Annotated in this window: 22 protein-coding genes; 13 read left to right on the forward strand and 9 right to left on the reverse strand. The window is 72.0% G+C overall.

What is annotated here, in order from left to right; translation table 11 throughout:
* Window positions 1-119 precede the first annotated feature (119 nt).
* The 4 genes from infB to rimP all read right to left on the reverse strand — a co-directional run bounded on the left by infB (window position 120) and on the right by rimP (window position 5,201).
* A complete protein-coding gene (gene infB, locus AB0I15_RS29295; protein ID WP_358102133.1) occupies window positions 120-3,290 on the reverse strand; it encodes a translation initiation factor IF-2 in 3,171 nt (1,056 codons plus the stop codon).
* A 125-nt stretch (window positions 3,291-3,415) separates the two neighbouring features.
* A complete protein-coding gene (locus AB0I15_RS29300; protein WP_358102135.1) occupies window positions 3,416-3,715 on the reverse strand; it encodes a YlxR family protein in 300 nt (99 codons plus the stop codon).
* Window positions 3,699-4,703, reverse strand: a complete 1,005-nt coding sequence (gene nusA / locus AB0I15_RS29305; protein WP_358102137.1) for a transcription termination factor NusA — start codon at window positions 4,701-4,703, stop codon at window positions 3,699-3,701. The genes AB0I15_RS29300 and nusA overlap by 17 nt, the downstream gene beginning before the upstream one ends.
* A gap of 12 nt (window positions 4,704-4,715) precedes the next feature.
* Window positions 4,716-5,201, reverse strand: coding sequence for a ribosome maturation factor RimP (rimP, locus tag AB0I15_RS29310; protein ID WP_358102139.1), 486 nt, complete (start codon window positions 5,199-5,201; stop codon window positions 4,716-4,718).
* Between the two features lie 311 nt (window positions 5,202-5,512).
* On the opposite strand from rimP, the gene AB0I15_RS29315 reads away from it, so the two are divergent.
* On the forward strand, window positions 5,513-5,992 hold the full coding sequence (locus AB0I15_RS29315; protein WP_358102141.1) for a hypothetical protein: 480 nt from the start codon (window positions 5,513-5,515) through the stop codon (window positions 5,990-5,992).
* Entirely contained in the window at window positions 5,989-6,501 is a 513-nt protein-coding gene (locus tag AB0I15_RS29320; RefSeq protein ID WP_358102142.1) for a ferritin-like domain-containing protein, read from the forward strand. Before AB0I15_RS29315 ends, AB0I15_RS29320 begins: the two co-directional genes overlap by 4 nt.
* On the opposite strand, the gene AB0I15_RS29325 is transcribed toward AB0I15_RS29320, so the two are convergent.
* On the reverse strand, window positions 6,478-7,581 hold the full coding sequence (locus AB0I15_RS29325) for a DUF5937 family protein (RefSeq protein ID WP_358102144.1): 1,104 nt from the start codon (window positions 7,579-7,581) through the stop codon (window positions 6,478-6,480). The two genes, AB0I15_RS29320 and AB0I15_RS29325, sit on opposite strands and share 24 nt — an antisense overlap.
* Window positions 7,582-7,649: 68 nt before the next feature.
* On the opposite strand from AB0I15_RS29325, the gene AB0I15_RS29330 reads away from it, so the two are divergent.
* From AB0I15_RS29330 to AB0I15_RS29345, 4 genes are read left to right on the forward strand one after another with little or no spacing between them, the layout of a single operon-like run.
* On the forward strand, window positions 7,650-8,498 hold the full coding sequence (locus AB0I15_RS29330; RefSeq protein WP_358102146.1) for a hypothetical protein: 849 nt from the start codon (window positions 7,650-7,652) through the stop codon (window positions 8,496-8,498).
* Window positions 8,495-9,481 carry a tripartite tricarboxylate transporter substrate binding protein gene (locus tag AB0I15_RS29335; RefSeq protein ID WP_358102148.1) on the forward strand — a complete coding sequence of 329 codons (987 nt, stop codon included), beginning with the start codon at window positions 8,495-8,497 and terminating at the stop codon, window positions 9,479-9,481. The genes AB0I15_RS29330 and AB0I15_RS29335 overlap by 4 nt, the downstream gene beginning before the upstream one ends.
* On the forward strand, window positions 9,478-9,921 hold the full coding sequence (locus AB0I15_RS29340; RefSeq protein ID WP_358102149.1) for a tripartite tricarboxylate transporter TctB family protein: 444 nt from the start codon (window positions 9,478-9,480) through the stop codon (window positions 9,919-9,921). Before AB0I15_RS29335 ends, AB0I15_RS29340 begins: the two co-directional genes overlap by 4 nt.
* 1 nt (window position 9,922) lies before the next feature.
* Complete coding sequence (locus tag AB0I15_RS29345) at window positions 9,923-11,449, forward strand: tripartite tricarboxylate transporter permease (RefSeq protein WP_358102151.1); 1,527 nt, start codon at window positions 9,923-9,925, stop codon at window positions 11,447-11,449.
* 82 nt (window positions 11,450-11,531) lie between these two features.
* Here the strand turns inward: AB0I15_RS29345 and AB0I15_RS29350 are convergent, their stop codons facing one another.
* Window positions 11,532-13,277, reverse strand: a complete 1,746-nt coding sequence (locus tag AB0I15_RS29350; RefSeq protein WP_358102153.1) for a proline--tRNA ligase — start codon at window positions 13,275-13,277, stop codon at window positions 11,532-11,534.
* A gap of 74 nt (window positions 13,278-13,351) precedes the next feature.
* A complete protein-coding gene (locus AB0I15_RS29355; protein WP_358102155.1) occupies window positions 13,352-14,023 on the reverse strand; it encodes a hypothetical protein in 672 nt (223 codons plus the stop codon).
* Between the two features lie 132 nt (window positions 14,024-14,155).
* Here AB0I15_RS29355 and AB0I15_RS29360 point away from each other — a divergent pair, with 132 nt between their 5' ends.
* The gene (locus tag AB0I15_RS29360; RefSeq protein ID WP_358102157.1) at window positions 14,156-15,100 is read left to right on the forward strand and encodes an acyl-CoA dehydrogenase family protein; all 945 of its coding nucleotides are present in this window, start codon (window positions 14,156-14,158) and stop codon (window positions 15,098-15,100) included.
* A 51-nt stretch (window positions 15,101-15,151) separates the two neighbouring features.
* On the opposite strand, the gene AB0I15_RS29365 is transcribed toward AB0I15_RS29360, so the two are convergent.
* Window positions 15,152-16,447, reverse strand: a complete 1,296-nt coding sequence (locus tag AB0I15_RS29365; RefSeq protein ID WP_358102159.1) for an NB-ARC domain-containing protein — start codon at window positions 16,445-16,447, stop codon at window positions 15,152-15,154.
* A gap of 110 nt (window positions 16,448-16,557) precedes the next feature.
* Window positions 16,558-17,040: a hypothetical protein gene (locus AB0I15_RS29370; protein ID WP_358102161.1), complete on the reverse strand. Its 483-nt coding sequence runs from the start codon at window positions 17,038-17,040 to the stop codon at window positions 16,558-16,560.
* Between the two features lie 94 nt (window positions 17,041-17,134).
* Here AB0I15_RS29370 and AB0I15_RS29375 point away from each other — a divergent pair, with 94 nt between their 5' ends.
* From AB0I15_RS29375 to AB0I15_RS29400, 6 genes are read left to right on the forward strand one after another with little or no spacing between them, the layout of a single operon-like run.
* Window positions 17,135-18,202, forward strand: coding sequence for an LLM class flavin-dependent oxidoreductase (locus tag AB0I15_RS29375; protein WP_358102163.1), 1,068 nt, complete (start codon window positions 17,135-17,137; stop codon window positions 18,200-18,202).
* Window positions 18,202-19,257, forward strand: a complete 1,056-nt coding sequence (locus tag AB0I15_RS29380) for a hypothetical protein (RefSeq protein ID WP_358102165.1) — start codon at window positions 18,202-18,204, stop codon at window positions 19,255-19,257. The genes AB0I15_RS29375 and AB0I15_RS29380 overlap by 1 nt, the downstream gene beginning before the upstream one ends.
* Before the next feature lie 10 nt (window positions 19,258-19,267).
* Window positions 19,268-20,791: an AMP-binding protein gene (locus tag AB0I15_RS29385; RefSeq protein ID WP_358102167.1), complete on the forward strand. Its 1,524-nt coding sequence runs from the start codon at window positions 19,268-19,270 to the stop codon at window positions 20,789-20,791.
* A gap of 33 nt (window positions 20,792-20,824) precedes the next feature.
* A complete protein-coding gene (locus tag AB0I15_RS29390; protein WP_358102169.1) occupies window positions 20,825-22,000 on the forward strand; it encodes an AMP-binding protein in 1,176 nt (391 codons plus the stop codon).
* 8 nt (window positions 22,001-22,008) lie between these two features.
* Window positions 22,009-23,319, forward strand: a complete 1,311-nt coding sequence (locus tag AB0I15_RS29395) for an FAD-dependent oxidoreductase (protein WP_358102171.1) — start codon at window positions 22,009-22,011, stop codon at window positions 23,317-23,319.
* Window positions 23,303-24,445 (forward strand): aldolase, encoded by a 1,143-nt coding sequence (locus AB0I15_RS29400; protein ID WP_358102173.1) that lies wholly within the window; start codon window positions 23,303-23,305, stop codon window positions 24,443-24,445. Before AB0I15_RS29395 ends, AB0I15_RS29400 begins: the two co-directional genes overlap by 17 nt.

The raw sequence follows: 24,445 nt of genomic DNA on the forward strand, positions 1-24,445 counted from the left end.
GGCGGCCGTGTTCGCCAACTCGGCGTTCGCGGGCTACTCGAGCTGCCGCCAATACTACGAGGACATCGCCAGGATCTCCGTCGAGGACGGCCCCGCCCGCCGGGCGCCCCGGCCGCGCGTCACGCGCGCGGCTTCTCCCGCATCTCGAACGTCTCGATCACGTCGTCGATCCGGATGTCGTTGTAGCCGACACCGATACCGCACTCGAAGCCCTCGCGGACCTCGGTCGCGTCATCCTTGAAGCGACGCAGGGACGAGACGGACAGGTTGTCCGCGATGACGACGCCGTCGCGGATGATCCTGGCCTTGCTGTTGCGGACGATCACGCCGGAGCGGACCAGCGAACCGGCGACGTTGCCGATCTTCGGCACCTTGAAGACCTCGCGGACTTCGGCGGTGCCCATCTGGACCTCTTCGAACTCGGGCTTGAGCATGCCCTTGAGTGCCGCTTCGATCTCCTCGATCGCCTGGTAGATGACCGAGTAGTAGCGGATGTCGACGCCCTCGCGCTCGGCGAGGTCGCGCGCCCGGGGCTCAGGCCGGACGTTGAAGCCGATGATGACCGCGTTGTCGTCGGCGACGGCCAGGTTGACGTCGTACTCGGTGATGGCGCCGACCGCGCGGTGCAGGACACGAAGCCTGACCTCGTCGCCGACGTCGATCTTGAGCAGGGCGTCTTCCAGGGCTTCCACCGAACCGGACACGTCACCCTTGATGATGAGCTTGAGCTCGTCGACGCGACCCTTCTCGAGGTTGCTGAACAGCTCCTCGAGGGTGAGGCGACGGCTCGACTTCGCCATGTCGGCGCTGCGCTTGCGCGCCGCGCGCTGCTCGGCGATCTGCCTGGCCATCCGGTCGTCGGTGACGACGATGAAGTTGTCACCGGCACCCGGCACGGCCGTCAGACCCATCACCCGGACCGGACGGGACGGCGTGGCCTCTTCGACCGCGTCGCCGTTGTCGTCGAGCATCGCGCGGACGCGGCCGTAGGCCTCGCCACACACGATCGAGTCGCCGACGCGCAGCGTGCCGCGCTGGACCAGGACGGTCGCGACAGGGCCGCGGCCCTTGTCGAGGTGAGCCTCGATCGCGATGCCCTGGGCGCCCATCGACGGGTTGGCGCGCAGGTCGAGCTCGGCGTCGGCGGTCAGCACGATCGCCTCGAGGAGCTCGTCGATGCCGGTGGCGTTCTTCGCCGAGATGTCGACGAAGAGCGTCGAGCCGCCGTATTCCTCCGCGACCAGGCCGTATTCGGTGAGCTGGGCCCGCACCTTGTTCGGGTCGGCGCCCTCCTTGTCGACCTTGTTGACCGCGACCACGATCGGCACGTCGGCCGCCTGGGCGTGGTTGAGAGCCTCGATCGTCTGCGGCTTCACACCGTCGTCGGCCGCGACCACCAGCACCGCGATGTCGGTCGACTTCGCGCCTCGGGCACGCATGGCGGTGAACGCCTCGTGACCCGGGGTGTCGATGAAGGTGATCTTCCGCTCTTCGCCCTCGTGCGTGGCCGAGACCTGGTAGGCACCGATGTGCTGGGTGATGCCACCCGCCTCGCGCGCCACCACGTTGGTCTTGCGGATGGCGTCGAGCAGCTTGGTCTTACCGTGGTCGACGTGACCCATGACGGTCACGACCGGCGGACGCGCGGCCAGGTCGGCCTCGTCGCCCTCGTCCTCGCCGAACTCGATGTCGAAGGCCTCGAGAAGCTCGCGGTCCTCCTCCTCCGGGCTGACGACCTGGATGTTGTAGTCGAGCTCTGCGCCGAGAAGCTGCAGCGTCTCCTCGTTGACCGACTGCGTGGCGGTCACCATCTCGCCCAGGTGCAGCATGATCTGCACGAGCGAGGCGGGGTTCGCGCCGATGCGGTCGGCGAAGTCGGACAGCGACGCACCGCGCGGAAGGCGGATCGTCGCGCCGTTGCCGCGAGCGACCTGCACACCGCCGATCGCCGGCGCCGACATGTTGTCGAACTCCTGGCGCCTCTGACGCTTCGACTTACGGCCACGCGCGGGACGGCCGCCGGGACGCCCGAAGGCTCCCGCGGTGCCGCCGCCACGGCCACGGCCACCGCCACCGGGACGACCGGCGAAACCGCCGCCGCCACCGGGACCACCGGTGCCGGTGCGCTGACCGGTGCCGCCGCCACCCGGGCGACCGGCGAAACCGCCGCCACCACCGGGACGACCGCCACCGCCGCCACCACCGGGACGGCCTCCGCCGCCACCGCCGGGACGACCGCCACCGCCACCGCCGCCGGGACGGCCTCCGCCGCCACCGCCGCCGCCACCGGGACCGGCAGGACGACCCTGCGGCATCATCATCGGGTTGGGACGCGGACCGCCAGGACGCGGGCCACCGGCACCGGGACCCGGACGCGGGCCACCGGCGGGCGGGCCGGGACGCGGGCCACCCGCACCGGGCCTGCCCTCGCCACCGCCACGACCCTGCGGCGGACGCGGCATCGCGCCGTCGCGCGGCGGGCCGTCACGACGCTCACGCTGACCGGGACCGCCGCCGCCTTCGCGGTTGCCGCCCGGCCGCGGCGGACGGGACTGGCCCATGCCGCTGGCGTTGGACGAGAACGGGTTGTTACCGGGACGCGGACCGCGCGGACCAGGCTTGGGGCCGGGACGCGGGCCACCGCCGGAAGAGGCGCCGGGACGCGGCGCCTGAGCGGAACCACCGCCACCGCCGCCGCCACCCGAGGGCCCCGGACGGGGCGCCGGGCCGGGCTTGGGACCCGGGCGGGCGGCAGGACCGGGCCGCGGGCCCGGCGTCGGACGCGTGGGCGCGCCACTCTCGAAACGCGCCTGCGGAGCCGAGGAAGCCTCGCCACGAGCGGCCTCAGGCTGCTGGGGCTGCTGGTGCGGCATCGGCACCGGCGGACGCTGCTGAGCGCCGCCCGCGGGGGCGGCGGGACCACTGGGGCCGCCGGAACCTGCGGGACCACCGGAACCCCCGGGAGCCCCGGGGCCGGGGCGCGGGCCGGGCCTCGGGCCCGGACGCGGTGAAACTGGGGTCGACGCCTGCCCGGCGCCGTTACCGGCCTGGCTGTCCGCCGGCCGGGGCGCAGCCTTGGGCGGCTGCGGTCTGTTGGACGGCTGTCCGCCGCCCCTGGAGGGCCCACCCTTGGATGCGCCCAGAGCTTCGGTGAGCCTGCGGACCACCGGCGCTTCGATGGTCGAGGACGCCGAACGGACGAACTCTCCCATCTCTTGGAGCTTGGCCATGACGACCTTGCTCTCTACGCCGAACTCCTTAGCGAGCTCGTATACCCGGACCTTCGCCACTGCACTCCCTTACTCGGCCCGGGAGGCTGGCTGTGCCGTCCGGACCGTCGCTACCTTGACGTCTTCATCGCCGCGTGCTCATCAGGCGCTCATAGCAATCTGACTCCGCCCATCAACTCGGCGTCCTACATGACATTTCGTGGTTCTCCCTCCAGGTGCGCCCGCACGGGCGACACGTCAAGCGGCCCCGGCACGCGGAACGCGCGCGGAAACGCTCGGCGACGCTCGGCAAGCTCCAGACAGCTCACGGCCGGATGCAGCGATGCACCGCGGCCTGGAAGCCGTCCGCGCAGGTCAGGGACCACATGATCCTCGACCCGCACCAGGCGGAGCAGCTCGGACTTAGCCGTGCGAGCCCTGCAGCCCACACAGGTGCGCTGTGGGACCGCTTGGCCACCATATTCCAGCTTACCGTGTTGACGCATCTACGGAACCGGCGGCGTCCTCGGCTTGTGTATCGGGCCGGATGTCGATTCGCCATCCGGTGAGTCGAGCGGCCAGCCGCGCGTTCTGGCCCTCTTTCCCGATGGCCAGCGAGAGCTGGTAGTCGGGGACGGTGACCCGCGCCACCCGCCCTTCGAGGTCGAGAACCTCAACGTGGGAAACGCGTGCCGGAGACAGCGCATTCCCCACGAACTCGCCCGGGTCCTCGGACCAGTCGATGATGTCGATCTTCTCGCCGTGCAGCTCGGTCATCACGTTGCGCACGCGCGAGCCCATCGGCCCGATGCACGCGCCCTTGGCGTTGACGCCGGGCTTGCGCGACCTGACGGCGATCTTCGTACGGTGGCCGGCCTCGCGCGCCACGGCCGCGATCTCCACCGTGCCGTCGGCGATCTCCGGCACCTCGAGCGCGAACAGCTTCTTCACCAGCCCGGGGTGCGTGCGCGACAGGGTGACGGAGGGGCCCTTGTGGCCCTTCTTCACCTGCACGACGTAGGCGCGGATGCGCTCGCCGTGCACGTATTCCTCGCCCGGGACCTGCTCGGCGTGCGGGAGCACGGCCTCGATCTTGCCGAGGTCGACCAGCACCACGCGCGGATCCTTGCCCTGCTGGATCACGCCGGAGACCAGCTCGCCCTCGCGGCTGGCGAACTCACCGAAGTTGATCTCGTCTTCGGCGTCGCGGAGCTGCTGCAGGATGACCTGCTTGGCGGTGGTCGCGGCGATCCGGCTGAAATTGTTGGGCGTGTCGTCGAACTCCCTGACGACCTCGCCCTCCTCGTCGAGCTCGGCGGCCCAGATCGTGACGTGACCGCTGCCGCGGTCAAGCTCGGCCCGCGCCTTGGCGCCCGTACCCTCGGTGCGGAAATACGCGATCAGCAGCGCGTCCTCGATCGCCTTGACGACCAGATCGAAGGAGATGTCCTTTTCTCGTTCGAGGCTGCGCAGGACGCTCATGTCGATGTCCACGACGGCTCCCCCTTAGCCTTCGTCGCCGTCGACGTCGTCGATGCGGCGGAACTCCACCTGTACCCGTCCCCGGGTCAGGTCTTCGTAACCAAGCCTGTGCGCCGCGCCCTCGACGTCGAGGTCGACGCCGCTCTCGTCAGCGGCCATGATGCGGCCCTCCACCACGGTGCCGTTCGTCAGTTCCGCCTTCACCAGCCGCTTGGCCGCACGGCGCCAGTGGCGGGGCTCGGTGAGCGGGCGATCGACGCCCGGGGAGGAGACCTCAAGTGTGTAGGCCGTCTGGCCCATCGAATCGTCGTCGTCGAGGGCCGTGGAGACGGCCTGGCTGACGTCGGCCACGTCGTCGAGACTCACGCCGCCGTCGCGGTCGACGATCACCCGCAACAGCCGTCTCTTGCCGGCCTGGGTGACCGTGATGTCCTCCAGGTCGAGGCCCTCCGCGCTGACCACGGGCTCCAGGAGCTTCATCAGGTGGTCGCGGGGTGATGCGCTGCCCATATCGACCTCCCCTATTGTCATGTCTCAGCCGGGCGGACCTCGCCTCAGGCTCTCCGCCGTCTGGCCGCTCAGCCAGCGACGACAGTTGACACCCTATCCGTATGAGGGCACGGAAAGAGCGCCACTCGTCACGGTCGAATGGCGGAGCGTCGCCTGAGAGCGATCCCGGGCGTCAACCCGTACGATGCTAGCGATGAGAAAGCCGCCGGGCGCACCGCCGCTGCGGCGTCGATCAGGCATGGCCGGGCGTCGGCGCTCTGATGGGCGGGTTCCTCGTCGGTCTGCTCCACCGTCACTGGAGGTCCAAGCCCGTGCGCCCGCGTCACCTCTCCCGGCGAACCTTGCTGGCGGGCGGAGCGGCGGCTCTGACCGCCTGCAGCGCGTCCGGCCCTCCGGAGCCGTCGGCTCAGGCCACCGACTCTCCCGAGACCCTGCTGCTGAAGGACCTCATCGCGGAGAAGGAACGCACGATCGCGCTCTATTCATCCCTGATCGACAGGGGCGGGAAGAAGCTCGTCCCGTTCCGTGAGCGCCACCAGGCCCATGTGAACGAGTTGCGCAAGCACGTGAAGGCCTCCCCCGCGGCGTCCTCGCCGGCGTCGCCGTCCGCGAGCGCGAGCGCGAAGGCGTCTCCGAAGCCGTCGCTGTCGCGGCTGCGCGACGTCGAGCGCAAGGCGGCTGCCCGGCGTCCGCGCCAGCTCGCCGCCGTCTCGCCGGGGCTGGCCCAGCTCATCGCCAGCATCGGCGCCTGCGAGGCCGCCCACGTCGCCGCCCTGCCGAGGTCGTTGTGAAAGCTGCGGGAGAGGGCGCTGCGGGAGAGGGCGCTGAGGACGTCGAGAAGCTGCGCAAGGCGCTGGCGGCCGAGCATGCGGCGTTGTTCGCGTACGGGCTGCTCGGCGGGCGCACGTCGGGGTCGTTGCGGGCCAGGATCGTCGCCGCCTTCGACGCCCACCGGGCCCGGCGCGACCAGCTCCGCGGCTACATCACGAGCCGGGGCGGCAAACCGGTCGAGCCCGACGCCTCCTACGCGCTGCCGTTCTTCCCCTCCAGCGCCGCGCTGGCCGTCAAGCTGGCGGTGCACCTGGAGAGCGGGGTGAGCGCCGCGTACCTGGAGCTGGTGGCCGCGCAGGACGCGGCGCTGCGCCGGTACGCCGCGCTGGCCATGCAGGAGGCGGTGACCCGGTCCTACACCTTCCAGCCGGCCCAGCCGGCGGCCTTCCCCGGCATGCCCGCCCAGGCCGCGCCGCCCGCCTCGCCCATCGGGAGCAACGCGCCCTCAGCGGTACAGGACGGAGAGTAGGTCGGGGCCGAGGCGTTCGATGGCGTCGGCGTCGAGCTGGTAGTAGACGACCGAGCCGCGCCGGTGTGTGTGGACGAGCTGGGCCTCCCTGAGCCTGCGCAGGTGCCGGGAGACCTGGGGGGCGGTCATGCCGAGCTGGGTGGCCAGCTCGGCGGTGGCGACCGGGTTGCGCAGGATGGCGTAGCAGAGCCGCAGCCTTGTGGGGTCCTGGAGGGCGGCGAGCCGGCGGCGGGCCGTCTCCAGGGTCGGTGTGGTGGTGCCGTCGGCGCTGTACTGGATGACGACCGGGTAGCCGGGATAGTGCTTGATCACGAAGTGCGGCCGGCCGTGGACGGTCGGGACGAGCAGGCAGGGCCGGTGGTCGTCGACGCGGGCGGTGGCGTTGTAGAGCTTGTCGAACACCAGGCGCAGCCGCCCCGGGGAGGCCCCAGTGGCGGACCCAGTGGCGGACCCAGTGGCGGACCCGGCTACTGACGCGGTCGGGAAGTCGGCCAGCACCATGGCGCCCTTCCTGCGCAGTTCGCGTTCGCGTAGCGCGCCGTCGCGTTCGAGCTCGCGGCGCAGCGCCGGCCATTCGGCGTCGAAGGCCGCGGCGGCGAAGGCGGCCAGGAAGTCGAGCAGCTCTCCGCGTACGCCCTCGGGGTCGGCGCGCAGCCGGGCGCCGATCTCCATGCGGCTGGAGGAGATCAGCCGCAGCCGGTGCAGCACGTCGTCGCCGAGCCGCGGCCCGAGCTCGGTGTCGTTCTTGCCGATCAGCGCCTGCGCGGTCATCGCGACGAAGTCGCCGATGGGCAGCCCGGCCACTTCGCGCAGTTCGTCGTCCAGCGTGCGCCGGGAGCCGGCGGACAGCGGCAGCAGGTAGCGGGCCCGGAAGGCGCCCCAGAGCGGCGCCCACACGGCGGCGGTGGCCAGCAGGGCGGTGTCGAGCTCGGCGTGCGCCCTGGCCACCCAGCCCGCGCTGGCCGGATGGTGGCCGGGCTCGTCGAAGACGTGCAGGCAGGCGCACAGCTCGGCCAGGGGTGACTGCTGCACGGCGACGGATCCGGTGCCGGGTGAGTCGAGGAGGAGCGTGACGGCCACCCTGCAGATTACCGCGTTCGCGGCAATCTCCTTGTGGGGTTACTCGTGTTTGCGCAGGCTGTGGCGTCATGGCTGAGGTACTGCACGTGGTCAAGCATCCGACCGGCTTCTATTCGGCGGGTGCGACGACCGTCTTCGCGTCGAGATACGACCAGAGATTCTCCTATTGCTTGTACGTCCCGTCCGCTCACGACCCGGACGGGGCGGCCCTGCCGCTGGCCGTCCTGCAGCACGGGACCGGCCGGCGCGGCCCGCAGTACCGTGACAACTTCGCCGAGTGGGCCGAGGAGCGCGGCTGCGTGGTGCTGGCCCCGCTCTTCCCCGCCGGCATCGGCGACGACCCGCACGATCTGCACGGCTTCAAATTCCTCCGGTACGGCGACATCCGCTTCGACCACGCCCTGCTGGCCATCGTCGACGAGGTCGGCGAGCGCTTCAACGTACGGACCGAGCGGTTCCTGCTGCACGGCTTCTCCGGCGGTGGCCAGTTCGTGCACCGGTTCGCCTACCTGCACCCCGACCGGCTCGCCGGATTGTCGATTGGTGCACCAGGGCGGATAACGTACATCGACCCGAACAACCCGTGGTGGATCGGGCTGAAGGGGTTCGAGGAGGAGTTCGGCTGCGCTCCCAGGGCGGAGGAACTGCGCGACGTGCCGGTGCAGATGGTCGTGGGCGCTCTCGACGTGGAGACCTGGGAGATCAACAACGCGGGCGACTCCAACTGGATGGACGGCGCCGACGCCCACGGCGTCACGCGTATCGAGCGGCTGAAGGCGCTGCGCGACAACTTCGCGGCCCATGGCATCGGCGTGCGGTTCGACGTCGTGCCGGGCGTGGGCCACGACCCGATGCAGGTGCTCGAGCCGGTCAAGGACTTCTTCACATCGATCCTCACCCCCCAGGAGTCATCATGAAGATCACATTGGCGGCCGCCCTCGCGGTGGCCGTTTCTCTCACCGGCTGTGCCGTGGGCGAGAGCGCCGACGCGGGCGGCGAATATCCGAGCAAGGCCCTGTCGATCATGGCGCCGGGCAGCCCCGGCGGCGGGTGGGACACGCGGGCGCGGGGCATCGCCAGCTCGCTCAGCGAGTGCAAGGTGGCCGACGTGGACGCCACGGTGACCAACGTGCCGGGCGCGGGCGGCACGATCGGGCTGGCGCAGTTCGCCAAGCGGCAGGGTGACCCCTACCAGCTCATGGTCATGGACAGCGTGACCATGCTGGGCGGCATCGTGAACAACAAGTCGCCGGTGGACCTGTCCACGCTGACCCCCGTCGCCGGGCTGAGCCGGGGGCCGAGCGCGTTCGTGGTGCCGAAGAAGTCGCCGTACCAGGAGCTGACGGCCCTGCTCGACGCGATGAAGGACAAGCCCCAGAGCATCAAGTGGACGGGCGGCTCGCTCGGCGCGCCCGGCCACATGACGGTGGCGGCGATGGCCAAGAGTAAGGGCCTGGCGGCCAAGGACATCAACTTCGTGCCCACGGCGGGTGGTGGCGAGTCCCTGAACCTGCTGCTCAGCGGTGCCGCCACGATCGGCGTGGACACCGTCGCCGAGCTGCGGCCGCAGATCGAGGCGGGCGAGCTCCGGGTGCTGGCCGTGGACTCCGCGGAGCGGGTCGACGGCATCGACGCGCCGACGATGAAGGAGCTCGGCCTGGGCGAGGAGGCGATCTCCACGCTGGCCGGCGTGCTGGCGCCGGCGGGGCTGTCGAAGGAGCAGCAGCAGGACGTCGTCGGCCTGCTCGACAAGGTGCGCCAGACGACGTGCTGGAAGAAGGTGCTCGAGCGCAACAACTGGACCGAGGACTGGAAGCCGGGCGAGGAGTTCGGCAAGGTGCTGACCGAGCAGCGTACGCAGGTCACCGCCCTCCTCGGTGAGCTGGGGCTCGGCAAGTGACGCAGCGCATCGTCTCGCTCGGCTTCCTGGCGGCGGCCGTGGTCGTGCTGGCCCAGGCGCTGGCGATCCCGCAGGGCAGCGGCTACCAGGCCGTGGGGCCCCGGGCGTTCCCGCTGCTGGTGGGGGCCGGGCTGGCGGTGGTGTCGGTGTTCGGGGTCGTCCAGGCGTTCAAGGCGGGCGCCGCCGCGCCGGAGGAGACGCACTGGCCGTCCGTGCTGCTGCTGGTGGGCGCGCTGGCGGCGTACGCGCTGATCCTCGTGCCCGTGGGCTACTGGCAGGCCACGACCGTGTTCTTCGTGGCCGTGGCCAGGGTGCTGGGCAGCAGGAGGCTGGTGCGCGACGTGGTGGCGGGGCTGGTGCTGGCGCTGGCCACGTACTTCCTGTTCGACCGGCTCCTCGGCATCACGCTGCCGCCGGGCCTGATCAGATTGGCGATCTGAGATGGACGTGCTCGGCAATCTGCTCGACGGCTTCGGCCACGCGCTGAGCCTGCAGAACCTGCTCCTGGCCGTCCTCGGCGTCACCGTCGGCACGCTCGTGGGCGTGCTGCCGGGGCTCGGGCCCGCCACGACGATCGCGCTGCTGCTGCCGCTGACGTTCGTGTTCGATCCGGTGGGGGCGTTCGTGATGTTCGCCGGGATCTACTACGGCGGCATGTACGGCGGCTCCACCACCGCGATCCTGCTCAACATCCCCGGCGAGACCGCCTCCATCCCCACCACGCTCGAGGGCTATCCCATGGCCCGGCGGGGCAGGGCGGGGGCGGCGCTGGCGACGGCGGCCATCGGGTCGTTCGTGGCGGGGACGATCTCCACGGTCGTCATCACGTTCCTGGCCCCCGGCATGTCGAACATCGCCAAGCTCATCCAGCCCGCCGAATACTTCTCGATCATGGTGCTCGCGTTCGTGACGGTCACCTCGCTGATGGGCGACTCGATCGTGCGCGGGCTGTCGAGCCTGTTCCTCGGACTGACGATCGGGATGGTCGGGATCGACCAGATGACCGGGCAGCCGCGGTTCGCGTTCGGCGTGCCGGAGCTGTACGAGGGGCTGTCGGTGGTCGCGGTCGCGGTCGGCCTGTTCGCGGTGGCGGAGGCGGTCTCCACGGCCGCCGCCCGGCACCAGCCCCAGCCGCCGCCCATCACCCTGGACGGGAAGATCGGCATGACGCGGGAGGACTGGCGCAGGTCCTGGAAGCCGTGGCTGCGCGGGACGCTGTTCGGGCTGCCGATCGGGTCGCTGCCCGCGGGCGGGGCCGAGCTGCCGACGTTCCTGAGCTACAACGTCGAGAAGCGGCTGTCCAAGCACAAGGAGGAGTTCGGGCAGGGCGCGATCGAGGGCGTGGCGGGGCCGGAGGCGGCCAACAACGCGGCGTTCTCCGGGGTGCTGGTGCCGCTGCTGACGCTGGGCATCCCGACGTCGGCGACGGCGAGCATGCTGCTGATCGCGTTCCAGATCTACAACGTGCAGCCCGGGCCGCAGCTTTTCGACCAGCAGCCGGTGCTGGTGTGGACGCTGATCGCGAGCCTCTACATCGGCAACGTGATGCTGCTGGTGCTGAACCTGCCGCTGATCCGGCTGTGGGTGAAGCTGCTGCGGGTGCCGGCGGCGCTGCTGACGGCCGCCATCCTGACCTTCGCGACGCTGGGGGTCTACTCGATCTCGCAGAGCGTGTTCGAGGTGCTGGTGGCCTACGGGTTCGGGTTGCTGGGGTGGGTGCTGCACCGGGCCCGGTATCCGGTTGCGCCGCTGATCCTGGGTGCGGTGCTGGGGCCGTTGATGGAGGTGCAGTTCAGGCGGGCGCTGGCGTTCAGCGAGGGGGATCCCTCGGTGTTCGTGACGCGGCCGGTGTCGCTCGTCATCCTGCTCATCGCGGTGGCCTGCCTGGTGGGGCCGGTGATCGTACGGCGGCGCACGAAGCGGAGCGCCGTGGACGAATCCACGACGCTCACGGACATCACCCGCTGACGCCGGCCGATCAGGGCGCCGGCGTCAGCGGGTTGGCGTCAGCGTGTAGGCATCAGTGCCCATATGTCAGGGCGCATGGACGTCAGGCGCCGGCGGCGGCCTGGATGCGGTCGGCTGCCTCGGCGAGGGGGATCTCGGACTTCTCGCCGGAGACGCGGTCGCGCAGCTCCACGACGCCCTGCGACAGGCCGCGCCCGACCACCACGATCGTGGGCAGCCCCAGCAGCTCGGCGTCCTTGAACTTCACGCCGGGCGAGACCTGGGGCCGGTCGTCGACCAGGACCCGCAGGCCGCGCGACTCCAGCTCGGCGCCCAGCTCGAGGGCGGCCTCCACCTGGTTCTCCTTGCCGGTGCCGACGATGTGCACGTCGGCGGGCGCGACCTCGCGCGGCCACACCAGGCCGAGCTGGTCGTAGGCCTGCTCGGCGATGACCGCCACCGCGCGGGACACGCCGATGCCGTAGGAGCCCATGGTGACGCGGATCGGCTTGCCGTCGGGGCCGAGCGCGTCGAGGCCGGCGGCGTCGGCGTATTTGCGGCCGAGCTGGAAGATGTGGCCGATCTCGATGCCCCGGTCGATGGACAGCTCGGAGCCGCAGCGGGGGCAGGGGTCGCCGGCGCGGACCTCGGCGGCCTCGATCGTGCCGTCGGGGATGAAGTCGCGGCCCGCGACCACGTCGGCGGCGTGCCTGCCGGGCTCGTTGGCGCCGGTCACCCAGGAGGTGCCGGTGACGACCCGGGGGTCGACGAGGTAGCGGATGCCGAGCTCGCGCAGGATCTGCGGCCCGATGTAGCCGCGTACGAGGCCGGGGTGCTTGGCGAAGTCGGCGGCCTCGAAGATGGCGGGCTCGCCGGGCGACAGCGCCGCCTCCAGGCGCTTGAAGTCGACCTCGCGGTCGCCGGGCACGCCGATGACCAGCGTCTCGACCTTGTCGGAGCCGGGCGTCGTGACCTTGACGACGACGTTCTTGAGCGTCTCGGCGGCGGTGACGGACAGGCCGTGGTGCTCGTTGACGTAGGACACCAGCGTGTCGATGGTCGGGGTGTCGGGGGTGTCGAGCACCCGCTGCGGCGCCGCGTCGTCGACGGAGCGGGCGGCCGGGGCGGTGGTCGTGACGGCCTCGGCGTTGGCGGCGTAGCCGCACGAGTGGCAGGCCACGAACGTGTCCTCGCCGGTGGGCGTGGGCGCGAGGAACTCCTCCGACGCCGAGCCGCCCATCGCGCCCGACTGGGCGAACACGATCTTGTAGCGGATGCCGAGGCGGTCGAACGTCCGGATGTAGGTCTCGCGGTGCTGCTCGTAGGAGTGCTTGAGCCCGTCGTCGTCGAGGTCGAAGGAGTAGGAGTCCTTCATCAGGAACTCGCGGCCGCGCAGGATGCCGGCCCTGGGCCGCGCCTCGTCCCGGTATTTGGTCTGGATCTGGTAAAGGGTGACCGGATAGTCCTTGTAGGAGGAGTATTCGCCCTTGACCATGTCGGTGAAGAGCTCCTCGTGCGTGGGGCCGAGGAGGTAGTCGGCGCCCTTGCGGTCCTGGAGCCGGAACAGCGTGTCGCCGTATTCGGTCCAGCGGCCGGTCGCCTCGTAGTATTCGCGGGGCAGCAGTGCGGGGAAGAGCACCTCCTGGCCGCCCATCCTGTTCATCTCCTCGCGGACGACCCTGGCGACGTTCTCCAGGACCATCTTGCCGAGGGGGAGCCAGGAGTAGATGCCGGGCGCGACGCGGCGGACGTAGCCGGCGCGGACCAGGAGCTTGTGGCTCGGCACTTCCGCGTCTGCCGGGTCGTCCCGCAGGGTGCGAAGAAACAACGACGACATGCGCAGCAACACGGCTACTCCTTGCTCGAACCTGGATGTGAAGGACTACAGGCTATCGACTCGGAGGAGCCGAGCGCTCGGGCTTATCAGACCTCCAGCGGGATCCAGCCCGCGACGAAGGCCGCCAGGGTCACCGTGAAGAGGCCGGCGAACAGCGCCGACACGGCCAGCGCGCGCACCCGGCCGCGCGGGTTCCTGCGCAGCGCGAAGACCAGCGCGACGGACAGCAGCCCGATCGCGAGGGCGGGTCCGGGCCAGAAGGACCGCTCGCTGTCGATGAAGCCGGGGGTGGATCGGCCCACGACGTCGGCGATCAGGGCCGCGCCGACCGCGCCCGCCGCCACGTCGCCCCAGGCGTCGTCCCTGCGTGTGGTGTAGGCCAGCAGGCCCAGCCCCACGAGCAGGGCGAGCGTCCAGTTGAGGCCGGCGGGGCTGCCGCCGATGATCGCGAAGGCGTCCTGGCCGCGCAGGGCGCTCGCGCCCAGGGCCGAGACCATGGTGGACACCGCCGCCAGGAACGTGGTCAGCAGCGCCCACCCGAACCCCGACGCGCTGGCGCCCACGGCCAGGGCCAGGGCGAGATAGGCGTACGGGTCGTAGACCTGGCCGAGCCAGTCGGGGCCGTTGCCGGAGGTGGCAATGCCGAGCAGGCCGACGACGAGTCCTCCCAGGAACGCCCCGAGCAAATGGCGTTCGATGGCACGCTGCCGCCGGTCGTATTCGGCGAAGTCGGCATAGTCGACGGTGGTGTTGTTCATCTCCATCCCCTGGTCAACCCATCCCCGGATAAATGCAGGGATGACCACTTGCAGATTATGTGACCCTACAAAAAAGGCAAATTTCGGTCATCCGCATGCCAAAACAAGCAATCGCTTGGTTACGATGCTGGCGTGGCACTTCCCGATGAACTCCGCGCCGTCGTCCGCGCCTACCTCGCCGACCGTCCCGGCGCGCCGTGGCAGGCATTCGCGCGGGACGTCGGGATCGCCGGGCTGCTCGTCCCCGAGGAGCACGGCGGCGCGGGCTGCGGCCCGGCCGAGATGGCCGCCGTGGCGGAGGAGCTGGGGCGGGCGCTGTCGCCGCATCCGTTCCTGCAGTCGGCGGTCATGGCCGTCGGGGCGGCCCGGGAGGCCGGGGACGCCGGGCTGCTGGCCGCGCTGGCCGAAGGGGTGGTGACGGCGACCGTGGTGCTGCCGGGGGACGGTGCGCTGCGGCTGGAGGGCGACCTGCTCACCGGGGTGGTGCCGTACGCGCTGACGGGCGAGGTGGTGCTCGTCTACGCCGGTGGGCTGCTGGTGGAGGCGGTGCCGACGCGGCGGACGGCGTACCGGACGGTGGACGAGAGCCGGCCGCTGCAGGAGCTCTCCTTCCAGGACGCCCCAGTACGGCGGCTCGGCGACGGCACGTCGTGGGCCCGCATACGCGACCTCGGGATCGCCGCGCTGGCCGCCGAGCAGGCGGGCGGGGCCCGGCGGTGCCTGGAGATGGCGGTCGAGCACGCCAAGCGGCGCCACCAGTTCGGGCGGCCGATCGGCTCGTTCCAGGCGATCAAGCACAAGCTGGCCGACCTGCTCCTGCTCGTGGAGTCGGCCAGGTCGGCGGCGGAGGCGGCGGCCGGGGACGGGATCTTCGCGGCGATCGCCGGGTCGTACTGCACGGAGGCGTACCTGACGGCGGCGGGCGAGAACATCCAGGTGCACGGCGGGATCGGGATCACCTGGGAGCATCCCGCCCACCGCTACCTCAAACGGGCCACCTCCGACGCCCAGCTCTTCTGCCCGCCCCAGGCCCACCGCGCCCGCCTGGCCGCGCACGTCTTCGGCGAGGACGACTGACCGCGTCACCCCAGCGAAGGCCCGCACGAAACCGACGGCCGCGCGTACGGGTCAGGCCGCGTCGGCGCCGAGGGCGTGCTCGCGGACCAGGTCGTGGAAGTGGTAGCGGCCCGGCGTGGCCTCCCGCAGCAGGTGCGCGTCCAGCAGCCGTTCGAGCACCCGCCCCGCCTGCGACTCGGTGGTGTCCAGCAGGGCGGCCGCCGTGTCGGCGGCGAACTCCGGCTCGACGTGCAGGCCGAGCAGCCGGTACGCCCGCTTCGACGCGCCGGGCAGCTCGCGGTAGGACAGGTCGAGGGCCGCCGTGACGCTGCGCTGCCCGGCCTCCAGCTCCGCCAGCCGCCGATCGTGCCCGCCCAGCCGTTCGAGCAGGTGCTCCACCGTCCACGCGGGATGGGAGCGCAGCCGGGCGGCGGCGATGCGGATGGCCAGGGGAAGCAGGCCGCAGCGCCGTACGGTGTCGGTCAGCGTGCCGGCCAGCGCGCCCGCCACCTGGTCGGCCGACGCGGTCATGGTCAGCAGCGCGACGGCGTTCTCCAGGGGCAGGACGTCGAGCGACATGGTGAGGGCGCCGTCGAGGCCGGTCAGGCGGCGCCGGCTGGTGATCAGCACGCGGCACTGCCGGCCGCCGGGCAGCAGCGGCCGCACCTGGCTCTCGCCGGCCGCGTTGTCCAGCACGATCAGGACCTTCCGGTCGGCCAGCAGCGTGCGGCACAGCGCGGCGCGGTCCTCGGGCGCCGGCGGGAGCAGGTCGCCGGGCACGCCCAGGGAGCGCAGCATGCGGCCGAGCGCGTGCTCCGGCTCGACCGGCGTCCGCCCCTGGGTGTGGCCGTGCAGGTCGAGGAAGAGCTGCCCGTCGGGGAACCGGCAGGCCAGCCGGTGCGCCGCGCGTACGGCCAGCGCCGTCTTCCCGACGCCCGCCATCCCGTCGATCGCGTGCACGGTCGGCGAGGCGCACTCGTGGTCGCCGTCCTTGGCCAGCTCGGCCAGCTCGCTCACCCGGCCGATGAACGGCGCCGCGTCGGCGGGCAGCTCGCGCGGCACCACCCCCACCAGCACCGTCCCCACCAGCACCGTCCCCACCGGCACCGTCCCCAGCGCCCCCGCGGCCGGCGCGCCCCCGCGGGCGAGGGCGGTGAGCCTGGCGTACTCCTCGTCGTCCAGCTCCAGCGCCTCACCCAGGAGCCGCAGCGACTCGCTGCGCGGGCGGCGCAGCGCGCCCCCCTCCAGGCGGCGAACGGTACGGGTGCTCAACCCGGCACGCTCGGCCAGTTGGTCCTGCGTCAGCAGCGCGCGTGCCCGCCACCGCCGCAGTAGTTCCGCCAACTCCGGCTCGTCTCTTGCCCGCATGTGCGTGACCCCTTGTCCGGTCGGCGTTGTCCGGACCATCAGTCTCCGCTCGCGCGGCTCCGCCGGCGTCCGCCCCCGAGCGGGAACCGGTGTACGCCCTCCGGCGTATTTCAGCCGCCGAGCAGTTCCTCCCAGGGGTGGCGGGCGTTGGTGCGGCGGGTGGTGTCGAGGGCCTCGGCCAGGCGCCAGAGGCCGGAGCGGGCGCGTACGGAGGCCCGGCCCATCGGGTCGATCGCGCGCAGCTCGAACCGCACGCCCATCACGTCGAGCACGGCCGAGCCGTCACTGCCCGGGCCCGCCTCGGTGACCGGTGAGCCCTCGAAGTCGGGGTCGCACACCTGTTCGGCGAGCAGGCAGGCCACCTCCGAGGCGTAGGGTCCGTCGCGCCACTCGACGTGCCAGCTGTGGTCGGCGCCGCGCCACCACGTGAGGTCGCGGCAGGACTCGATGAAGTCGGCCTCGGTGGCGAGCGCGGCCATCACGCGGCCGAACGCTTCGTAGCCGCGGGCGCTGGTGAGCGAGAGGTCGTCGCCGTGGTCGGGGAACAAGCCATCCTTCGGCCGCCGCAGCGCGTGCTTTCGCTTCACGAGCATCCACTCTGATCGCCGCCGCGCCCTTCCCGCAAGTCTTTGCCGCTGATACGCTCTACCAAGCGAGCGCTTGGTTTCCTATTACGCCGGAGGCGCGATGACGTCCCTACGGATCAGCCTGGGGTATGAACTGGAGGTCCGCGGTCGCACCCGCGCAGTCGAGCAGCAGGCGTTCCAGAACGTGATCGACCAGGTGGTGCTGGGCGACCGGCTGGGCTTTGACACGGCATGGTTCGTGGAGCACCACTTCACCAGGGGCTTCTCCCACTCCTCCGCCCCCGATCTGGTCCTGGCCGCCATCTCCCAGCGCACCGAGCGCATCCACCTGGGGCTCGGGGTCGTGCTGCTGCCGTTCCAGTCGCCGATCCGCACCGCCGAGCGCGTCGCCACACTGGACGTGCTGAGCGGCGGCCGGGTCGAGTTCGGCACGGGAAGGGGCGCCTCACCCCTGGAGTATCAGGCGTTCCAGCGGCCGTTCGAGAAGTCGCGGCAGATCTGGGAGGACTCGCTGGAGGCCACGCTGGCCATCTGGCGCGCCGACGGCGAGCCGATCAGCCGGTCGAACGAGTTCTTCGAGATCCCCGACGTGGCCGTCTACCCCCGCCCGGCCCAGGAGCCCCATCCCCCGGTGTGGGTGGCCTCCACCTCGCTGGAGGGCTATCTGGCGGCCGCCCGGCACGGGTACAACCTGCTCGGCATGACAATGCTCAAGGGCATCGACGACGTCGCCGCCGACATCGCGAAATATCGTGAATGCCTGGCGGAGCACGGCTTCGACCCGGCCAGCCGCCGCGTGGCCCTGATGATCCCCTGGTTCGTCGCCCCCACGCGTGACGAGGCCAACGCCACGGCCGCCGACCCCGTCCTGTGGTACATCCGGCGCCAGGTCAACCTCGTCACCCCGCCCGACTACTACGACGCCCGCCACGCCACCCACCGCGTGCTGGGCCAGCTCGCCGCCGGGCTGCCGCCGGACGAGTCCATGGCCACGCTGCGCGAGCACCTGATGGTCGTGGTGGACGATGTGGAGGGCTCGCGCAAGGCCCTGGCCAGGATCGCCGAGGCGGGCGCGACCGACCTGATCATCCAGGCGCAGGTCGGCGGGCTGGCGCACGACCGGGTGTGCGACTCGATGACGCTGTTCATGACCGAGGTGGTGCGCTGATGACCCGCTGGCTCACCCGGGACGATCTCGGCGGCGCCGCGCACACCGCCACCGGGCTGCTGCTCGTCTCCCCCGACGTCTCGAGCGTCTTCCCGCTGGGCCCCGCGGACCGCGCGGACGCCGTGGCGCGGACGGGGAAGGCACTGCTTCAGGCCGGGACCGGCCCGCGCGACCGCGTGGTCGTGGCCCTCGCCGAGCCCGCCGGCGCCATCTGGGCCGCCGCGGCGGCCGACGTGGCCGGGGCCGCCGCCGGCGTGGGCCCGCGCGGACGGATGCGCCTGCACCACGCGCTGACCGCGTTGAGGGCCACCACGCTGGTCATCACGCCGACGGGCGCGATGGACTTTCTGTCCCGCCTGCACCTGGAGTTCCTGCTGGACCCGCTGGACCTCGGGCTCAGGAACATCGTCCTGACCGGCGAGATCGCCTCCAGGCGCACGATGGGGCATCTGGCGGGCGAGTTCGGGGCCACGGTCACGGAGGTCCTGGCCAGCCCGTTCGGCGGGGACGCGCTGGCCTGGCGGGCGTCGGAGGACGACCCGCTCACCCCACTCGCCGACGACCTGGTGGGCCTGGCCGCGCTGACCAAGGACGACACCGCCGACTCCGCCGCCCCGCTCGCCGAGCTGATCGTCACCCCCCGCGCCCACTCGGCGCTCGGCGACGTCGTGCTCAGGACCGGCCTGGTGGCCAAGGCGGGCGGTCAGGGCGTGCCCGCGCACACGGTGGGCGATCACGTGCTGGTCAGGGGCGTGTGGCTGGCGCTGCCCCGGATCGAGAAGGCGCTGGCGAAGATCGACGGCGTGACGGGCTGGGAGCTGGCGGTCAGCCGGCAGGGGACGCTGGACGCGGCGGCGCTCACGGTGCGGTTCGGCCGGGAGAGCCTGGTCCGCAACCCCATGTGGAAGGCGCGGATCGAGCAGTCCGTACGCGCGCTGACCCCCATCTCGATCACCGTCGAGATCGCCCAGGACGTCTCCGAGACCCCCGTGCCCGGCACGGTGAACGACCTGCGCGGCCACCACCTGGGACGGGACCGCGCCCTGCTCTCCTAGGGGGTCTTCGATGGCACCGGAGGACTGGGGCACGCTCCCCCGCATGCTGCGCGACCAGGCGGAGCGCCATCCCGGAGCGACCGTGCTCGCCGACGGCGGCGCGCGCGTGACGATGGCGGAGCTGAGAGCGCAGGCCGCCGAGGTCGCCCGCGGCCTCATCGCGCTCGGCGTCGGGCCCGGCGACCGGGTCGCGCTGTGGGGGCTGAACTCCGCCCACTGGGTACGCCACGCGTTCGGGATCTGGGACGCCGGGGCGGTCATCGTGCCGCTCTCGTCCCGTTTCAAGGGGATCGAGGCCGCCCAGCTCGTCGAGAAGACCGGCGCGAAAGTGCTCATCACCGGCGCGAGCCCCGCGCAGACCCCGCTCGCCGGGCTCCTGCCGCCCGTTCCCGGGCTGATCCAGGCCACCGACCTCGCGGCGGAGGCGAAGGCGTCCGGGCGGGAGGCCGAGGAGCGCGCGCTGGCCGTCCGGCCGGACGACCTGTGCGAGATCATGTCCACCTCGGGCACCACCGGGGCGCCCAAGGGCGTCATGCTCGACCACGCCCAGGTCCTGCGCGGCTACTGGGACTGGTCGGAGATCGTCACCCTGGACGAGCACGACCGCTACCCGGTGATCGCGCCGTTCAGCCACGGCTTCGGGCTGAACGCCGGGCTGATCGCGTGCGTGCTGCGCCGGGCCACGATGCTGCCGATCCCGATCTTCACGCCGGACGCGCTGATGTCGCTGATCTCCGCCGAGCGGATCACGATCCTGGCCGGGCCGCCCACGCTGTTCCATCGGCTGCTGGACGAGCTGGACCGCGAATCCTGGGACGTGTCGTCGCTGCGGGTGGCCATCTGCGGGGCCGCCGCCGTGCCGGCCGGCCTGATCACCCGGCTGGTCGAGCGGGTCGGGCTGGAACGCATGATCAACGCGTACGGGCTGATGGAGGGCACGGTCGTCTCCATGACCAGGGCCGGCGACCCCATCGACGTGATCGCGAACACCACCGGCAGGCCCGTGCCGGGCATCGAGGTCAAGGTCGTCGACGACGACGGCAAGGAGGTCGCGACCGGCGAGCGCGGCGAGGTCCTGCAGCGGGGCTACGGCGTGATGCGCGGCTACTGGGACGAACCCGGCAGAACGGCCGAGGTCGTCGACGCCGGCGGCTGGCTGCACACCGGCGACGTCGGCGTGCTGGACGCGGCGGGCAACCTCGCCATCGTGGACCGCAAGAAGGAGCTGTTCATCGTCAACGGGTTCAACGTCTCCCCCGCCGAGGTCGAGTCGCTCCTGCTCCGGGAGGGCTCGCTGGCGCAGGCGGCGGTCATCGGCGTCCCCGACCCGGCCTCGGGCGAGGCGGGCCTGGCGTACGTCGTCCCGAGGCCCGGCCGGACGCCCGACCCCGCCGCCCTGCTCGCCTGGGCGAAGGCCAACATGTCCAACTACAAGATCCCCAAGCGGATCGTCGTGGTCGGCTCCCTGCCCACCAACGCGAACGGCAAGATCGACAAGCCGGCCCTGCGCCGCCGCGAGGCTTCGGGCGAGTAGCGTAGTAGTGCGCCTTTTGCCCCAGGAGCTGCCATGTTGCGCCTGCTGGCCGGAGAGGCCGCACGTAGGTTCGGGGGGCGCGCGGCCATGGTCACCGGCTCTTCCGTCCTGTCCTTCGCCGACCTCGACCGGCTCTCCGACCAGGTGGCCGCCGGATTGGCCCACCGGGGGATCCGTATCGGCGACGTCGTGGTGCTCGCGCTGCCCGACGGTCCCGAGTTCGTGATCTGCTACGTGGCGGCGGCCAAGATCGGCGCGGTCACGGCGGGCGTCGGCGCCGGACGCGCCGGGCTGCCGGCCGAGCTGGACCCGACGCTCGTCATCACCGCCCCGAGGGTGCTTCCCGCCATGGCGGGGCTCGACGTGGTCACGCTGCCCCTGCGCCGGGGACCGCGTCCGTTCGACCCGGCCGTGCTCGGCGGGCTGCGCAGGGACGAGGCCCCGCCGCCGCCGTTCCCGCCCGATCCGGGGCGGCCCGTGGTGATCACGTTCACGTCGGGCCGGACGGGGCCGCCGAAGGGCGTCGTGTTCGGCAACCGCCAGCTCGAGGCGATCCGGGCCCACGGAGCCGGGGCGCGCTGGGGCACCGGGGACGCGCGGCTGGTGCCGTACGGGCTCGGGCGGATCGGGTTCGCCACGCGGCTGCCGGTGTTCCTGCAGACCGGGCGGACCTGCCACGTGCTGCCCGAGTGGAGCCCCGAGGCCGCGCTGCGGGAGTTGCGCGAGCACGGGATCGGGGTGCTGCAGGGCAGCCCGTACCAGTTGGAGCGGGTGCTGGAGCGCGGCGAGGACCTGCCGGAACTGACGCTCATCCTGTCCAGCGGCGCGCCCGCCACACCCGAGCTGATCGGGGCGCTGCGCGACAGGTACGGCGTGCCCGTGTGCAACCGGTACGTCTGCACGGAGGCCGGGCTGGGCCTCGGCACGCGCCCCGACGATCCCCCGGAGGACGCCGAGGTGTGTGTGGGCCGCCCGCGGGGCGGCGTCGCCGTGTCGATCCGGGACGCGGAGGGCCGCGTTCTCCCGTGCGAGGATCAAGGTGAGGTGCTTCTCCGCTCGGAAGCGGTGATGAGCGGCTACGTTGGCAGGAGCCCCGATCGCTCGGTATTCGCCAAGGACGGGTTCATCCGCACCGGCGACCGGGGATACATCGATCACACTGGCCGGTTGCATCTGGTGGGACGCATGTCTCGGGCAGCCGAGTCTTAGGAGGCAGCGTGGCGTTGCACGTGGCGGTCATCGGGTCGGGCCCGGCCGGGATCTACACGGCCGAGGCACTCGTCAAGCAGTCTGCCGAACCGGTCGAAGTGGACGTGATCGAGCGCCTGCCGACCCCCTACGGGCTGGTCAGATACGGTGTGGCGCCCGACCACACGTCGATCAAGTCGATCGCGAACTACCTGCGCAGGGTGCTGGAGCTGCCCCAGGTCCGCTTCCTCGGCGGCGTCACGCTCGGCTCCGACCTGTCCGTCGACGACCTGCTCGGCGCCTACGACGCGGTGGTCTACTGCACGGGCGCGATGGTCGACAGGAGGCTCGGCATCCCGGGCGAAGACCTGCCCGGCAGCGTGGCGGCGACCGACTTCGTGAACTGGTACTGCGGGCACCCCGACGTCGACCCGGCCCGGTTCACGCTCGACACCTCCGAGGTCGCGGTGATCGGCGTCGGCAACGTGGCCGTCGACGTCGTCCGCGTGCTGGCCAAGACCGCCGACGAGCTGCGTGCCACCGACGTGCCGCACGAGGTGCTCGAACGCCTGGAGGCGAGCCAGGTCAAGGCCATCCACATGATCGGCCGCCGCGGCCCCGAGCACGCCAAGTTCACCCTCAAGGAGCTGCGCGAGCTCGGCGAGCTGGCCAACGCCGACGTCTGCGTGCGCCCCGAGGAGGCCGTCGTCCTCGGCGGCGACTTCCCGCGCCAGATCCAGGGCAACATCACCATCCTGCAGTCGTGGGCCGGCCGCGGGGCGGTCGGCCGGCCGCGCCGCCTCGACGTGCGCTTCTGGCTGCGGCCGGTGGAGATCCTCGGCACCGAGCGGGTGGAGGGGCTCAAGCTCGAGCGCACCCGGCTGTCGGAGGAGGGGCGCGTGGTCGGCACGGGCGAGTTCGAGACGCTGCCGGTGGGCATGGTGCTGCGCTCGGTCGGCTACCAGAGCGTGCCGCTGCCCGGGGTGCCGTTCTCGGAGCGGACCATGACGGTGCCGAACGAGGCCGGGCGCGTACGCGAGCGCGAATACGTGGCGGGGTGGCTCAAACGCGGGCCCACCGGGGTCATCGGCACGAACAAGTCCGACGCGGCAGAGACGGTCCGTACGCTCCTGTCCGACCTCGAGGGCAAGGCGCCGGGGGCGGGGACCGGCCACGGCGCCATCGACGCGCTGCTGGCCTCTCGGAGCGTGCGGCCGGTGACGTACGAGGAGTGGCAGGCCATCGAGGCGGCCGAGGGCGAGCTGGCCAAGTCGCTGAGCCGGGGAGAGCGCGTCAAGCTCGTGGGCCTGGAGGCCATGCTCCGTGCCTGCCGTCCCTGAGGGCTTCGCGCGGGCCTACCGGGCGCAGCAGGCCCGCTACCCCGCCGCCGAACCCGCCTGGCAGCCCGTCCACACCGTCTACGTCCCCGCCGACCGGTTCTCCGCCCGCACGGTCGCCGAGTGGGGTGACCAGGCGCTGTCCCTGGTCAAGGCCCATCTGGCCGACCCCGGCTCGCTGGCCGAGGTCTTCGGCGTGCCCGACGGCCTGGCCGCGGCCGTGCACGAGCGGCTGCTGCGCAAGCTCTCCGCCGAGCCCGTCGACGACCTGCGCGTCGACTTCGAGGACGGCTACGGCGTGCGCCCCGGCCCCGTCGAGGACGAGCACGTCGATCGGGCCGTGGCGGCGATCGCCGCGATGCGCGCGGCGGGGACGCTGCCGCGGCGGTGGGGGCCGCGGGTGAAGTCGTTCGCCGACGGCGACCCGGACCGGTCCGTGCGCACGCTCGAACGGTTCGTCACCGGGGTGGTCGCGGCGGCCGGGGAGTTGCCCGGCGGGTTCACGGTGACCTTTCCCAAGGTGCTGATGGAGCCGTACCTGGGGCAGTTCGCGGAGGTGCTGGAGCGGCTGGAGGCGGGGCTCGGGGCGCGGCTGCGGTTCGAGATGCAGGTGGAGGCGCCGCAGACGCTGGCGTTCCTGCGCGGCGACCTGAACGAGTCGCTGGGCGGGCGGCTGGCGGCGGCACACTTCGGGGTGTTCGACTACACGGCCGCGATCGGGCTGCCGCCCCACGAGCAGCGGCTCGACCATCCGGCCTGCGACCACGCCCGGCACGTCATGCAGACGGCGTTCGCGGGGACGGGGGTGGAGCTGTCGGACGGGTCGCTGGCGGCGTCGCCGGCCTCGGATCTGGCGCGCGACGTCCACGGGTTGTGGCGGCGGCACGCGGAGCTGGTGCGGCATTCGCTGCGGCACGGCTTCTACCAGGGATGGGACATGCACCCGTCGCACCTGGTGAGCCGGTTCGCCACCGTCTACGCCTTCCACCTGGCCCGTTACGACGCCTACCGGGAGCGGGTGCGGGCCTGGGAGGAGCGGCGCCCGGCCGACGGCGGGGTCATGGACGAGCCCGCCACGATCCGTACGCTGGCCGCCGCCCTGCGCCGCGCCGACGCCGCCCTGCCCTGA

This window comes from Nonomuraea sp. NPDC050643 (assembly GCF_040654715.1).
In the GTDB taxonomy this organism is placed as follows: Bacteria; Actinomycetota; Actinomycetes; order Streptosporangiales; family Streptosporangiaceae; genus Nonomuraea.

Excerpts from the sequence above, each read along its gene's own strand:
- AB0I15_RS29375 (WP_358102163.1), top strand. The coding sequence starts at position 17,135 with ATGACGTCCCTACGGATCAGCCTGGGGTATGAACTGGAGGTCCGCGGT.
- AB0I15_RS29345 (WP_358102151.1), top strand. The coding sequence starts at position 9,923 with ATGGACGTGCTCGGCAATCTGCTCGACGGCTTCGGCCACGCGCTGAGC.
- AB0I15_RS29365 (WP_358102159.1), bottom strand. The coding sequence starts at position 16,447 with ATGCGGGCAAGAGACGAGCCGGAGTTGGCGGAACTACTGCGGCGGTGG.
- AB0I15_RS29335 (WP_358102148.1), top strand. The coding sequence starts at position 8,495 with ATGAAGATCACATTGGCGGCCGCCCTCGCGGTGGCCGTTTCTCTCACC.
- AB0I15_RS29355 (WP_358102155.1), bottom strand. The coding sequence starts at position 14,023 with ATGAACAACACCACCGTCGACTATGCCGACTTCGCCGAATACGACCGG.
- AB0I15_RS29385 (WP_358102167.1), top strand. The coding sequence starts at position 19,268 with ATGGCACCGGAGGACTGGGGCACGCTCCCCCGCATGCTGCGCGACCAG.
- AB0I15_RS29370 (WP_358102161.1), bottom strand. The coding sequence starts at position 17,040 with ATGCTCGTGAAGCGAAAGCACGCGCTGCGGCGGCCGAAGGATGGCTTG.
- AB0I15_RS29330 (WP_358102146.1), top strand. The coding sequence starts at position 7,650 with ATGGCTGAGGTACTGCACGTGGTCAAGCATCCGACCGGCTTCTATTCG.
- rimP (WP_358102139.1), bottom strand. The coding sequence starts at position 5,201 with ATGGGCAGCGCATCACCCCGCGACCACCTGATGAAGCTCCTGGAGCCC.
- AB0I15_RS29380 (WP_358102165.1), top strand. The coding sequence starts at position 18,202 with ATGACCCGCTGGCTCACCCGGGACGATCTCGGCGGCGCCGCGCACACC.
- AB0I15_RS29390 (WP_358102169.1), top strand. The coding sequence starts at position 20,825 with ATGTTGCGCCTGCTGGCCGGAGAGGCCGCACGTAGGTTCGGGGGGCGC.
- AB0I15_RS29300 (WP_358102135.1), bottom strand. The coding sequence starts at position 3,715 with ATGCGTCAACACGGTAAGCTGGAATATGGTGGCCAAGCGGTCCCACAG.